General features: G+C 59.2%; 8 protein-coding genes. 6 read left to right on the forward strand and 2 right to left on the reverse strand.

All coding sequences use genetic code 11. The features are described 5' to 3' along the window. Positions 1-131 precede the first annotated feature (131 nt). Positions 132-1,223, forward strand: a complete 1,092-nt coding sequence (locus GEI7407_RS10670) for an alkene reductase (protein ID WP_015172167.1) — start codon at positions 132-134, stop codon at positions 1,221-1,223. Positions 1,224-1,298: 75 nt separating this feature from the next. Here the strand turns inward: GEI7407_RS10670 and GEI7407_RS10675 are convergent, their stop codons facing one another. Next, positions 1,299-3,023 carry a hypothetical protein gene (locus GEI7407_RS10675; protein ID WP_015172168.1) on the reverse strand — a complete coding sequence of 575 codons (1,725 nt, stop codon included), beginning with the start codon at positions 3,021-3,023 and terminating at the stop codon, positions 1,299-1,301. Positions 3,024-3,821: 798 nt separating this feature from the next. Here GEI7407_RS10675 and GEI7407_RS10680 point away from each other — a divergent pair. From GEI7407_RS10680 to GEI7407_RS10690, 3 genes are all read left to right on the forward strand, one after another. Next, positions 3,822-5,186: an efflux RND transporter periplasmic adaptor subunit gene (locus GEI7407_RS10680; protein ID WP_015172170.1), complete on the forward strand. Its 1,365-nt coding sequence runs from the start codon at positions 3,822-3,824 to the stop codon at positions 5,184-5,186. Positions 5,187-5,225: 39 nt separating this feature from the next. Next, positions 5,226-8,408, forward strand: coding sequence for an efflux RND transporter permease subunit (locus GEI7407_RS10685; protein ID WP_015172171.1), 3,183 nt, complete (start codon positions 5,226-5,228; stop codon positions 8,406-8,408). Between the two features lie 328 nt (positions 8,409-8,736). Further along, entirely contained in the window at positions 8,737-8,937 is a 201-nt protein-coding gene (locus GEI7407_RS10690; RefSeq protein ID WP_015172172.1) for a hypothetical protein, read from the forward strand. A 35-nt stretch (positions 8,938-8,972) separates the two neighbouring features. Here the strand turns inward: GEI7407_RS10690 and GEI7407_RS10695 are convergent, their stop codons facing one another. Further along, positions 8,973-10,496 (reverse strand): ATP-binding protein, encoded by a 1,524-nt coding sequence (locus GEI7407_RS10695; protein WP_015172173.1) that lies wholly within the window; start codon positions 10,494-10,496, stop codon positions 8,973-8,975. A 466-nt stretch (positions 10,497-10,962) separates the two neighbouring features. On the opposite strand from GEI7407_RS10695, the gene GEI7407_RS10700 reads away from it, so the two are divergent. After that, on the forward strand, positions 10,963-11,694 hold the full coding sequence (locus GEI7407_RS10700) for a hypothetical protein (protein ID WP_015172174.1): 732 nt from the start codon (positions 10,963-10,965) through the stop codon (positions 11,692-11,694). A gap of 147 nt (positions 11,695-11,841) precedes the next feature. Continuing rightward, the gene (locus GEI7407_RS10705; RefSeq protein ID WP_041268393.1) at positions 11,842-13,419 is read left to right on the forward strand and encodes a GH3 auxin-responsive promoter family protein; all 1,578 of its coding nucleotides are present in this window, start codon (positions 11,842-11,844) and stop codon (positions 13,417-13,419) included. The last annotated feature ends 70 nt before the right edge of the window (positions 13,420-13,489 follow it).

Here is a 13,489-nt window from a genome sequence, read left to right on the forward strand (position 1 = left end):
AGTTTGCGCGACAGATTTTGGGCGATCGCTCAACTACGCACCCTGGGCGATCGCTCCTGATTTTTCTCTTTATCGCGCTTATATCCCTAACCCTGACGATTATCGTTCTGCATTTCGGAGCTTTACACCCGATGACCGATCTACGCTTACTCACCCCCGTTCAGGTTGGCCCCTACACCCTGCCCAACCGCGTCGTTATGGCCCCCCTGACCCGCAACCGAGCCGGTGCTAACCTCGCGCCGACAGCCCTAAACGCGGAGTATTACACCCAGCGAGCCTCTGCGGGCCTGATCATTTCAGAGGCCAGCCAAATTTCGCCCCAGGGCATGGGCTATCCCAACACCCCCGGCATCTATTCCGCCGAGCAGGTGGAAGGCTGGAAGCTGGTCACCGAGGCCGTTCATCAGGCGGGGGGCCGCATCTTCTTGCAGCTGTGGCACGTGGGGCGCATTTCACACTCGTCTCTCCAGCCTGGCGGAGCGCTGCCGGTCGCTCCCAGCGCGATCGCCCCAGCGGGAGAAGCGGCCACCTACGAGGGCATGGCTCCCTTCGAGACGCCGCACGCCCTCGAAGTTGAAGAGATTGCGGGCATCGTCGAGGACTACCGCAAGGCCGCCCAAAACGCCATGGACGCGGGCTTTGACGGGGTCGAAATTCACGCCGCCAATGGCTACTTAATCGACCAGTTCTTGCAGGACAGCACCAACCAGCGCACCGACGCCTACGGCGGATCCATCGAGAACCGCACCCGCTTTTTGCTGGAGGTGACGGAGGCGGTGGTGAGCGTGTGGGGCGGCGATCGCGTGGGGGTGCGCCTGGCTCCCACCGGCACCTTCAACGACATGGCCGGTTCCCAGCGGGCCGAAACCTTCAGCTACGCGGTCCAGGCCCTCAATCGCTTTGGCCTGGCCTATCTGCACCTAGTGGAGCCCCGCGCCGACCTCAATCCCCCGGCACCGGAGCTGACCAGCGGCTACTTCCGCTCTCTCTTTGAGGGCACGATCATCTCGGCGGGCGGCTACGATCGCGACTCTGGCAACGAGGTTCTAGAGGCCGGTGATGCTGATCTGATCGCCTATGGCCGCTGGTTTATCTCCAACCCGGACCTGCCCCAGCGCTTTGCCGTCAACGCAGAGCTCAATGAGTACGATCGCTCCAGCTTCTACGGCGGAGACGAGCGGGGCTACATCGACTATCCGACGCTGGAGCTGCAAACGGCGTAGACTCATAGACGCACCGCGCAGCTAGCACTTTCTCTGGGATGACTGTTTAATCCCAGAGATTTTTTGTGGCTGGGTTCAGGAGCAGTGGTAGAGGCGGTGTTTGTAGCCGTTGAGCTTGGGCAAAGCCTCGCGCGATCGCTGGCAGCCCTGGATCTCCGGCTCCGGCGTCGGGAAGAAGTTCACCACCCACAGATCAAAGGGCTTCGGAAAGTCGTCCACCACCTGTTGCAGCACCGTCACGGTCCGGGGCTGATCTGGGCGATCGTGGTGGGCCAGCAAAAACTGCGGCTCCGGGGGCAATGGCGCTCCCGCCGCTGCCTGACGGCGACGAAAGCGGCGAAACTCAAGGGCCAAGCCCATCAGCTCGCGGGTTTGCTCATAGTTTTGGTGGGCTCCGGCAATCAGCGCCGGCCTGGAGGCCGAGACGCTCTGGATCAGCGGCACCAAGGCATCAGGGCGATCGGGCTTTTGGTAGCCGTAGTTGGTCACCACCGTCAGGCCGCCCAGCAGCCCCAGCACCAGCGTCAGGGCCGCAATTCGCCGCCCGATGGGCCGCGATCGCCCTTCACCGCGCCAGTTCGCCGCCAGGATTGCCCCCATCAGCAGCATCAGCGCCGGGAAATAGACAAAGTGATAGCGGGCCGCCAGCGACATATCAGCTCCTAGGCCATAGGTGATCACGGCAAACAGCCCCAGCACCGCCACGATGAAGCCGCCCAGCAGCGCGATCAGCGGCTTGGTCCGGGGAACCCCCAGCCAGTGGCGGCCGCCCGCGATCCACTGGGGCAGCGCCCACCCCAAAAAGCCGAGGGCGATCGCCCCGCTGGCCACCGCCACCCCCGTCGGCACCCCCTCCACCGGCAGCATCACCACCATGGTCACCACCCAGCCCACCGTGCGCCCGAGGATCGCCAGACTCTCGGTCAGGGGATTGGCGTCAAAAATCCACTGGGTGAGCTGATGATCCGGGATCTGGTTAACCAGGGGCAGCCAGACCAGCCCCGCCACCAGGCTTCCCGCGCCCACGAGTCCCAGGGCGATCAGGGTTTGTCGCGGCACCCCTCGGCCCCGGTGCCAGGACACCAGCAGCTGCGCCGCGATCGCCAGGGCCTCGGCCGCGATCGCCAGGGCAAAGAAATAGTGCACCGCAATGCCCAGAGCATGGACCGCGATCCATAGGAGCACCACGCTCCAGGGCAGCGGCCGCAGTCCCTTGCCGGCGCGGTCTGGCCGAAGGGCGATCGCCGCGCAGCCCAGGGATGCCAGCACGCACAAAATCGCCAGCGTATAGTGGCGGGCTTCTTGGGCCTGGTAGATCCCGTAGGGCGACACCGCCATCAGGGCCGCGCTCCAGTGGCCGACCATCCGCGATCGAAATAGCCGCCACCCCAGGCCAAAGCACGCCGGAATCGCCATCACCCCAAACAGCGCCGAGAGCGATCGCGCAGCGCCCACCGACACCAGCTCTCCATCCGGCGGCAGCCAATCGAGCCACAGGTGCGTCAGGGCAAAGTAGACCGGTGGATGGGTGCTTTCGGTAAAGAGGCGCTGCGCCACCGTCGCCACCGTCGCCGCCCCATTGGGCCGCAGGGGCGCCAGCAGCGTCTCTAGGGCGATCGCCTGGTCCAGGGGCACGACCTGGAAACTATTGCCCAGGCTAAACACCATCGTCGCCAGTTCATCATTCCAGGGGGGCTTGGCCGCCAAGTTCGTGAAGCGCAGCACCGCGCCTACCGCGATCCACAGCAGCAACAGCGCCCCGTGAAATCCCCAGCGATGACAAATCTTTTTGAGCCCCATTCTTTAGGCCTCTCTCCCAACCACCTGCAATGTCTTCCTATTTTCACCTCCAGATCTCCTCCAACCAATTTCTCTATCATCTAGAGAAAAAGAAAGCGATCGATATTTCTCTCTCCAAAGCGATCGCCGACTAGCGCCCTCTCCCTGCGCCATCTTCTTCTACCAAGCCAGACAACATCAGGCTTTCACGCCTCGAGCGACTTTCTATCATCCGACTGGGTGATAGGCGAATCTCACCATTGGCGGGTACAATCCAAACGTTCAGCATATCTCTCAAGCAGTTCCTAGAGCCCTCAAAATCGCTCAAAAACATCTCAAAAGATGGACAACAGTGCCGCAGGAATAGCATTAGCGTAGAAGGCTCATTCCTCAGCTTTAAATTAGTTCAGTTTAGTGTCGACGAAGTTGTCGTCAACTTAGCGCAAGGTAATCATGCGAGAGGCAATTTTGATGAACAACTTCTGGATTTTATAAGCGCTATGGGCGATCGCATCTGGCAACTCCAAGACCAGATTTCTGCCCGAAAAGAGCAATTTTTGCCTAAATTTTTTCTTAGTTTCCACAATTCCTAGAGCGCAGCAACCGGTATCTTGATCTCGCGCTCGCTGTCAACCTCTCAGCCTGCCAGATGATCCCCACCGACCCAGCGTCACCGACCTCTGTCTGTGACCTGCGTTTTTTTTGGACCCTCCTGCCAACCTCCGGACCACCATCCTGGTTACCTTCCCCATTGCCAGCTTTGCTGCCCCTGACCTAACCCATCCAGTCAAGACAACTGAAGCGACTCTCCCTCAGCCTATGGATATTTCTCCTTCCCAAACCCCCGCTCCGGAATCTTCACCCGGTCCTGCCAGCCCATCCCCCGGCGGCAAGCGATTGTGGGCCTGGATTCTCTTTGGGCTCTTGATTCTCGCTGGAGGCGGCTTCGCCCTGTGGCGGCTGATCACCCCGGGCAGTGCCCCCGCCCAAGAGCAGATGAGCGGTCCGCCGGGGATGCCGGTGAAAACCCAGGTCGTTGAAACCAGCACCGTCGAAGACAGCACCAAATTTGTCGGATCCCTAGAAGCCCAGCAGGGCATCGCGCTGCGGCCCAAAACCGAGGGTCGGATTACCCAGGTGTTTGTCTCGGCCGGAGATACCGTCGCCGTGGGCGATCCCATTGTGCAGCTCAGCCCCGATCGCCGCCAAGCGGAGGTCAACGCTGCCATCTCCAACGCCAACGCAGCCCGCGCCTCCCGCAACAACTCCCAAGCCCAGCTCCAGGCAGCCCAGTCGCGGCGCATTGAAGCCGCCGCTGATGCGGAGCTGCAAGAAACCGAGTACGAGCGGATCTCTGGGCTGGTCGCTGAAGGGGTGCTGCCGGAGCAGCGCCTAGACCAGGTGAAGCGCGATCGCAATGCCGCCCGCGCAGCCCTTGCCGCCGCCGAAGACCAAATCCGCGCAGCCCGCGCCAGCCTCGATGAGGCCAATGCAGGACTAGCGCAGGCCCAAGCAGAGTCTGCGGCAGTGGTTGAGGACTTACAGGACACCCGCGTCACCGCTCCCATTGACGGCGTCGTCGGCGAGCTCGAAGCCAAGCTAGGCGACTACATCACCGCTGGGGACGTGATCACCAACATCACCCAGAACCAGTCCCTAGAGCTCAATTTGCCCATTCCCCTAGAACGCCAAAACGACCTGCGCTCCGGCCTGCCGGTGGAGCTACGGCTCTTCCAGGGCGACCAGCCTTTGGTCACTGGTCGCATTAGCTTCATCTCTCCCCAGGCAGACGCTGGCACCCAGACGGTTTTGGCCAAGGCCACTTTCCCCAATCCGGGGAGCCGACTCCAGGACGGTCAGCGGGTCGAGGCCCGGGTGATCTGGCAGCGAAATCCGGGGGTACTGGTACCCACGGCGGCAGTCTCGCGCCTGGGCGGCCAGACCTTCCTCTACGTGGTGGAGCAGGGCGAAAATCCCCAGACCAAGCAGCCGGCCATGGTGGTCCGCCAGACCTCTGTCAAGCTGGGGGAAATCCAGGGCAACAGCTATCAGGTGCTTGAGGGAGTGAAAGCGGGCGATCGCGTGGTGGTTTCCGGCATTCTCAATCTCTCCGACGGGGCTCCCGTCATCGAAATGGACCCCAGCCAGCAAGCTGGGGGACCCCCTGGCGCCGCCGCCCAATAAGCCTCGCCTGTCCTCGTCCCATCGCCCACGGCTGAGCGTATGTTTGTTGAATTTTTCATTAAGCGACCGGTTTTCACCACCGTCTGTGCGCTGATCATCCTGCTCATTGGCATTGTCAGCATTCCTGCGCTGCCAGTCGCTCAGTATCCTGACATCAGCCCCAAGCAGGTCACAGTCACCACCAACTATGGGGGAGCAGACGCCCAAACCGTCGAAAACGCTGTCACCACCATCCTGGAGCAGGAAATCAACGGGGTGGAAGGGCTGCGCTACATCACGTCGAGCAGCAGCAACGACGGCACCAGCGCTATCACCGTCACCTTTGACTCCAGCCGAGACCAAGACATCGCTGCGGTCGATGTCCAAAACCGAGTCTCGATCGCCGAGCCTCGACTCCCCGAAGAGGTGATTCGGAGCGGCGTGTCGGTCAGTAAGCAGTCCAGCAGCCTTTTGCTGGGCTTTGGTCTGTACACCGACAACAACGAGTACGACGACATTTTCCTCAGCAACTACGCCGATCTCTACTTGGTGAATGCCCTCAAGCGGGTCGAGGGGGTTGGTAATGTGCAGATCTTTGGGGAACGGACCTACGCGATGCGGATCTGGCTGAACCCCGATCAGCTCGCTAGCCGCAATCTCACGGCCCAGGACGTGGTCAACGCCCTGCGAGAACAAAACATCCAGGTAGGAGCAGGCCGCATCGGTCAGCCGCCGGTCCCCGATGATCAGCGCTATCAGGTGGACCTGCGGGCTGTGAGCCGTCTGCGGAACGTGTCAGAGTTCGAGGATATCGTGGTGACCACCGGCGACAATGGCGCGCTGGTGAAGCTAAGCGATGTGGGTCGAGCTGAGCTAGGGGCCGAAAACTACGGTTCTTTCCTGCGCTTCCGCGGCAAACCGGCGGTGGGCCTGGGCATCAACCAGATTCCAGGCAGCAACGCCATTGATGTGGCGCGGGCGGTGAAAGCGGAGATGGCCACGCTGGCCGAAGATTTTCCGCCAGGAATGAAGTACGACATTGGTTTTGACACCACGGACTATGTGGAGCAGTCGCTGAGTGAGGTTATTTTGACCTTGATTCAGTCGGTGCTGCTGGTGGTCCTGATTATTTTCATTTTCTTGCAGGACTGGCGAACCACGATTATTCCGGCGGTGACAATCCCGATATCGCTGGTCGGTACCTTTGCCTTTATCAAGATCTTTGATTTCTCGATCAACAGCCTGACCCTGTTTGGTCTGACCTTGGCCACGGGGATGGTGGTGGATGACGCCATCGTGGTGGTGGAGGACATCGCGACCAAGATCCAGGAGCGGGGGCTCAAGCCACGCCAGGCGGCGATCGTTGCCATGCAGGAGCTGACGGGAGCGGTCATTGCGACTTCGCTGGTGCTGATGGCGGTGTTTATCCCGGTTGCCTTTTTCCCAGGCACGACGGGGGCACTCTATCGCCAGTTTGCTTTGACCATTGCCTTTTCGATCGCGATCTCGACTTTTATTGCACTGACGCTGACGCCAACGCTGTCGGGCCTGCTTTTGCGCGCCAATGTTCAGGTGGGCGGCTGGCTCGGGCAAATTTTTGGGGTCTTCAATCGTTTCCTAGACTGGGTTCGCAATCGCTATCGCCAGATCCTAGGTTTCTTGACCCAGGTCAAGTACTTGGTGCTGGCGGGATTTGCGGGGCTGTTGGCTCTCACGTTCTGGCTTTACCAAACGGTGCCCTCGGCCTTTCTGCCGGAGGAGGACCAGGGCTATGTGATTGTCCTCATCCAAGGGCCGGAAGGGGTTTCCATCAGCTACACCAGCGATGTGATGCGCCAGGTCGAGGAGATCATGCTGGGACTGCCGGAGGTGAATGCCACCTTTGCGGTGGGGGGGTTTGGCTTTAGTGGCAGCACGGCCAATAGCGGCGTGGTCTTTACGACGCTGAAGCCCTGGTCTGAGCGGAAAGATCCGTCTCAGTCGGCCCCGGCAATCATTGGCCGAATTCAGGGGCAGCTTTTGTCGATTCCTGAGGCGCGAGTTTTCCCGGTGAATCCACCGGCAATTCAGGGCTTGGGAAGTTTTGGCGGTTTCCAGTTCCAGCTTCAGGATCAGCGAGGAAATCTCGACCTGGATATGCTGGTGCAGTACATGGGTCAGATGCTGGGGGCTGCCAATCAGCATCCGGATCTGCGGGCGGTATTTAGCACCTATTCGGCCAGTACGCCTCAGCTGCTGGTGGAGGTAAACCGGGATAAGGCGAAGGCGCTGGATGTCAACATTAATGATATTTTCGCGACGCTGCAAACTTACCTCGGTTCGCAGTACGTGAATGATTTCAACCTGGATCGGCGGACCTATCGGGTCTATGTCCAGGCTGACGCCCAGTTCCGCACGAATCCGGACACGATCGATCAGCTCTATGTGCGATCGCAGCGAGACCAGATGATCCCTCTGGGAAATTTGGTGACGGTTACTCCTGCCACCGGTGCCCAAACGATCAATCACTACAACCTTTTCCGCTCTATCGAAATCAGCGGTAGTCCTGCTCCGGGGGCTAGCTCTGGGGACGCCATCCGCGCGATGGAGTCGGTAGCGGCTAAGGTCTTACCGACTGGCGTGGGCTACGAGTGGTCGGGGACTTCGCTAGAAGAGATCGAGTCTGGCGGTCAGGCACCCCTGATCTTCGGCCTGGGTCTGGTGTTTGTGTTCTTGGTGCTGGCAGCTCAGTACGAGAGCTACATTGACCCGACGATCATTATGCTGTCGGTGCCGCTGGCGATCATGGGCGCTCTGGCAGCCCAGATGCTGCGGGGATTTGCCAATGATGTGTACTGCCAGATTGGTCTGGTGATGCTGATCGGCTTGGCGAGCAAGAACGCAATTTTGATTGTGGAGTTTGCTAACCAGCTGCGAGAAGAGGGACTCTCGATCACCAGCGCGGCTCTCGAAGCGTCCCAACAGCGTCTGCGGCCGATTCTGATGACGGCAATTTCGACACTGGTGGGCATTTTCCCGCTGGTGATCGCGACGGGAGCTGGTGCCGGTAGCCGCCAGTCGCTGGGAACGGCGGTCTTTGGCGGGATGTTTATTGCAACGTTTCTCAGTCTCTTTTTGGTGCCGATTTTGTACATTGTGATCAAGACGCTGACGGAGCCAACGCGTCCTCAAGGCCCGCGCCATACTGAAGACGATGGGGCGCAGCCAAAGCTAGAGAGCGAGAGTTCTTCTCGAAGCTATTAGATCAAGCATTGGGGGCGATCGCCCCCCACAAGTTTGAGCACAGCGACAGTGCATCCTCCGGGATGCACTTTTTTTGTTTAAGCTTCTTTAAGCTTCATAGACACAGGCGTGCAGAGCGATCGCAGTTAAACCAGCAGCAAACCTATCCAGAACGTTTTGAAGATTGCTTTGGAGCGATCGCTTTCAAAATCACAGAGCGATCGCTCTGTGTTGAAAGCTAAAGAAGTCTAAAAAAATCCAACATCCCTGCTTCAGGCTCCTTCACCCCTCCAACAATGGAGGTATCCGATACATTTCCGTTTTTGGGGTTTAAGGGGGAGGAAAAATTATGAATCGTCGTTGCGTAATGGTTTCCGCCGTAGTCACCTGCGCTATGGGCACCATTGTGGGTATGGGCGTTGCCCAACTCAATGCTGACGTTGCCAACCCTGTGACATCGCCTAACTACGCCATTGCGGGAGGCGTGATTGGTTTGCTGCTGGGCGCAGGCCAAGAAGCTTTGCGTCAGCAAGCCGAAGAGCTGGAATAAATCACCCTTCACTTAAGTTTGTAAAGACCCGAGAGCTATTCGCGAGGGCTGTTTTCGTGGGGCATCGGGGCGATCGCCTCTCGCCACGGCAGCATCACCGTCACCGTTGTCCCACGACCGACTTCGCTATCTATCTGGATAAGGCCGCCGTGCAGATCAACACACTTCTTGACGATCGCAAGGCCTAGACCAGTGCCCTGGATCTTGCCAACATTGCTGGCCCGATAAAAGGTTTCAAAAAGGTGTTGATAGTCCTGAGGAGGAATGCCAATGCCTTGATCTTTCACCTGAAAAATTACGCTTCTTTCTTGATGGAAGACTCGAAAAAAGATCTTGCTATTTTCTGGTGAATACTTGACCGCATTGGAGAGCAGATTACTTAAAATGTGGCGCAACAATACTGCATCCATTTCGACAGGTGCAGAGAAGTCATCCGACTGAAAAACAACCTGATGCGTCGTATCTACTCTCAGTTTCAGAGACTCTACCAGTTCCTGACACAGATCGCCTAAAAGCACAAATTCCGGTTCATAGCGGAGTCCGCCAGACTCTGTCTGTCCCAAGATCAGCACCTCATCTAGCAGGTGGAGCATGTGGGCGATCTCTGTTTTAATCAGGCGAAAATATTGGCTACGTCGCTCCTCAGAAAGGTCTTGATAGTATCCCTCAAAGAGCTCCACAAAGGTGCGAATCGTCGCTAGAGGATTGCGAAATTCATGGGAGACCATGGAGACAAAATTAGATTTGAGATCGTTGAGATCTCGCTCATGCTGAAGCGCCAAGAGCATTCCTTCCTCTAGGCGTTTGCGCTGGGAGATATCGCGAATCACAATTTGCTGCGCGGCTTGGTTGTGATAGACGAAGGGGGCTGCGGTTGTCTCCACGTTGATCACGGTGTCTCCGGCGATCACCCAGCGCTGCTCGATTTGGACAGCTGGACGACCTTGCTGGCTCACCTGCTCCATCCACCGCCGTGCGATCGCCCGATCCTCTGGATAGACGTAGGTTAGGATGGACTGCCCGATGAGGTCTTCTGGGGAAGAAGCCTGGAGAAGTCCCACTGCTGCGCTGTTGCCAAAGACGATCTGCTCATCGGTTGCGATCAAAATCGCGTCTGGGCAGAGATCTACGAGCTGGCGGTAGCCCTCTTCGCTTTGACGGAGCTGCTCAGCAATGCGGGCACGCTCAACGGCATAGCGCATCGACTTGATCAGCAGACAGCGATCGATGCGCCCCTTGAACAAATAGTCCTGGGCACCGAGCTTGAGAGAGGCGAGGGCCATTTGCTCATCTTCAAGCCCCGTCAGGATGATGACCGGCGATCGCACGCCTGCCGCCTGAAGGTCTATCAGGGTCTCGAGGCCATCGGAGTCCGGCAGCGAGAGATCCAGCAGGACAACATCGAAAGAGAACCGGCCGCAGGCGGCGATCGCCTCCTCCAAGCACTCCACATGACAGATCTGCTCAAGCCCCAGTACGCCATGGAGAATCTCGTGCAGAAGCCGGGCATCGCCAGGGCTATCTTCGACCAGTAAAATGTTGAACTGAGGGATGTTCATGGGAGCAGATAAGCCCAGAAGGTCAAAATCGGTCAGGACGCAGCGGCAGAGTACCAAAACTCCCTGGGCGATCGCTCAATGTTTGTGAGGGTGCGCCAGAAACCACCGCGCCAGCAACAGGCAACAGGGAACCAGCACTTACTTTAGACAACTTGTCCAGGCAGCACAGTGATCCGGCCGGTCTTAGCGCTTTTCTGACCGTTGGTGGTGCACTGTGGGATTGGGATCCTTTTTATTATCTCGAAAAAGCTTTAATTTGCCATGCGCCCTAGGGGGATTTCTCAGCTTGGCGCAGCGGCTGATCCTAATTTTGGCTCCCCGCCAATCAGCCCGCCGCAGACCAGAAAAAATTCTGTCCTTCCAACTGAATTTTGCGCGAGGTCAGGACTTCACACTGTAGATCGGCTCAGGCCAGTCCTGGCCAGATTTTCATCCATTTCACTCACCCGATCTCGTTTCACTCCCCATGTCCTACCGCAAAGTTCTTTGGCTTTTGCCCCTAGCCGCCTGCTTGAATCTCGCCGCTGCGGTTCCCCCCAGCCTCGCCAACTGTCCCGGCGCCGTGCCCCCGCTCGAAGTGAGCCAGCCCCGGGTCCAGGCAAACTGGGAAAAACTCCAGCAGATGAAAACCTATCCTTGGGGAACTCAGCGAATTTATGAGCGCCTAGAGGGCGATCGCATCACGCTGAGCGCCAACTTTGACCAGCTGCGCGGCCCGCAAAAACAAGAAGCAATTAACCTCTTGCAGCTCGGCAACTCTTCCCACCGGGTCTATGCCAGTGATGGCCGCTTGCTGTCAGCGGTCTATGACGGCTGCACCCGTTTTGAGACCTTGACGGAGAAGGCGCGCTATAGCTGGTATTACAACGAGGTCGGGCGATCGCTGCCGAGCAGCACACCGCGCGATGCCCTGCGCAACTACGGCACACCCACTTGGCGCTTCGTCCAGGTGCCCATCGGTCGGCAGCAGGAGCAGTCCATTCGCAATCTGTTCTGGAAGCGCATGGGCTACAGCCAAGTCAGCAAGGGTATGTGGATTGCCTGGGTGCCAGAGCGCGGCTATTTCGAAATCAATGTACCCAACAGCTACAACTTGCAGGAACTTTCCAAGTTCTGGCAAACTGCCCCACGCAACTATCGCTACGTCGTGCTTTCCACCGACGGCACTTTGGTCTTCGACGCCAACTTTGACACTTAGATACGGTTAAAGTCACGCCTCGATCAGGCCGGGACCCAACCAAGCGCTAATCCTGGCCTGATCGGCTCCGGTGGCGCTTCGCGCCGTCAGGGGCGATCGCTCTTTGGCTCGGCTTCCAAGACTTGAGACAGGGTTTCTGGGTCTGCTATGGGTTTTGTGCTTTCAGCGTTGAGTTTGCTTTTGGCCCCGGCGGCGGCTCGCTTTGGGCGATCGCTCGATCGGCCTGCGGCTGCCCAGGCTCGCCTACAGCGACGTCTAGTGGCCCAGGTGACCGCTAGCGACTATGGCCGAGCCCACGGCGTGCGGCAGGTCGCTGACTGGGAGCGCCTGCCGGTGGTCACCTACGACGATCTGCGTCCCTGGCTCGCGCAGCAGCGCGCCGAAGGGCGATCGCTCCTGACTCGCGAACCGGTGCTGTTTTATGAGCGGACCTCGGGCAGCAGCGGCCCCGCCAAAGAAATTCCCTACACGCGATCGCTGCGCCGCGCCTTCAATCACCTGTTTTGCGTGTGGGCCTTTGACTTGCTGCGCCACGGCCCCCGCTTCAGCTCCGGCAAGTTTTACTTTTGCATTTCTCCAAAGCTGCAAGAAGCCGATCCCGATCCCCAGGGGCTCCAGGACGATTCGGAATACCTCGACCCGTGGCTGCGCTGGCTGCTGCGTCCTTTTTGGGTGCTGCCGGAGGCGGCCCACCGGCCCCAGTCCGTCGCCCAGTTCAAGCGGCAACTGGCGATCGCCCTTTTGGCGGAGGAGCGTCTGGAGATCCTGTCTTTGTGGAGTCCCAGCTTCCTGAGCGCCCAGCTGGACTATATCCAGGCCCATCAGCACGAGCTGCGCCGCGCCCTCGCCGGGACGCTCTCCCCAGAGCGCGATCGCCTGCTGGCTGCGCCAGAGATTGCCTGGAACCGCCTGTGGCCTCACCTGCGGCTGATTTCCTGCTGGGACAGCGCCACAGCGGCGGACTCGGCAGAGGGTCTGCGGCGGCTGTTTCCCGGGGCGCTGGTCCAGGGAAAGGGCCTGCTAGCCACCGAAGCACCCATGACGGTGCCGCTGATCGCGGCTCAGGGCTGCGTGCCGCTTGTCGACACTGTCCTGTTTGAATTTGAGGATGAAGCGGGAAAAATCTGGCAAATCCAGGAGATTCAGCCAGGAATAGTCTATGAACTCATTATTTCTCAATCGGGCGGGCTGTATCGCTACCGAATGGGCGATCGCGTGCGGGTGACGCACGTTTACCGATCGACGCCCTGTTTAGAATTTTTGGGGCGATCGCGCGATACCAGCGACCTGGTCGGCGAAAAGTTGACCGTGGCCTTTGTCGCGCAGGTGCTGGCAGATCTAGATCTGGCTCCGGCCCGCTTTGCCTGCCTCGCGCCGGTCCTGACGCCCCGGCCCCACTACGCGCTGCTGCTGGATTTGGCCCCGGATTCAGAGGCGATCGCCCAGCGACTAGAGGCCGCTCTGGGGCGATCGCCCCAGTACCGCCACGCCCGCCTGCTGGGTCAGCTCGGCCCCGTCGCCGTAGCGGCCGCCGCCGACATGGCCGAGCGCCTCAGCGTCGCCCGCGCCCAGAACAGCACCCGCTGGGGCGATGTAAAGCATTCAGCCTTGCTTACCCAGCCTTTCGGAACTCTGGAGGGCCTACTTTTGGGCACCAATCTCTCCCCAAACCCCGATGAAACCGTCCAGACCTGTGTGCAAACCTCGGGTAAAGATCCCAGTTAGCGCTACGCGGCGATCGCAAAAGCTGCTACATTGTGTCGGAATCTGTGACTGAAGCACCCCAAGAAACTAT

The sequence above is a fragment of the Geitlerinema sp. PCC 7407 genome (assembly GCF_000317045.1).
Classification (GTDB): Bacteria; Cyanobacteriota; Cyanobacteriia; order PCC-7407; family PCC-7407; genus PCC-7407.

Excerpts from the sequence above, each read along its gene's own strand:
- GEI7407_RS10680 (WP_015172170.1), top strand. The coding sequence starts at position 3,822 with ATGGATATTTCTCCTTCCCAAACCCCCGCTCCGGAATCTTCACCCGGT.
- GEI7407_RS10700 (WP_015172174.1), top strand. The coding sequence starts at position 10,963 with ATGTCCTACCGCAAAGTTCTTTGGCTTTTGCCCCTAGCCGCCTGCTTG.
- GEI7407_RS10705 (WP_041268393.1), top strand. The coding sequence starts at position 11,842 with ATGGGTTTTGTGCTTTCAGCGTTGAGTTTGCTTTTGGCCCCGGCGGCG.
- GEI7407_RS10685 (WP_015172171.1), top strand. The coding sequence starts at position 5,226 with ATGTTTGTTGAATTTTTCATTAAGCGACCGGTTTTCACCACCGTCTGT.
- GEI7407_RS10675 (WP_015172168.1), bottom strand. The coding sequence starts at position 3,023 with ATGGGGCTCAAAAAGATTTGTCATCGCTGGGGATTTCACGGGGCGCTG.
- GEI7407_RS10690 (WP_015172172.1), top strand. The coding sequence starts at position 8,737 with ATGAATCGTCGTTGCGTAATGGTTTCCGCCGTAGTCACCTGCGCTATG.
- GEI7407_RS10695 (WP_015172173.1), bottom strand. The coding sequence starts at position 10,496 with ATGAACATCCCTCAGTTCAACATTTTACTGGTCGAAGATAGCCCTGGC.
- GEI7407_RS10670 (WP_015172167.1), top strand. The coding sequence starts at position 132 with ATGACCGATCTACGCTTACTCACCCCCGTTCAGGTTGGCCCCTACACC.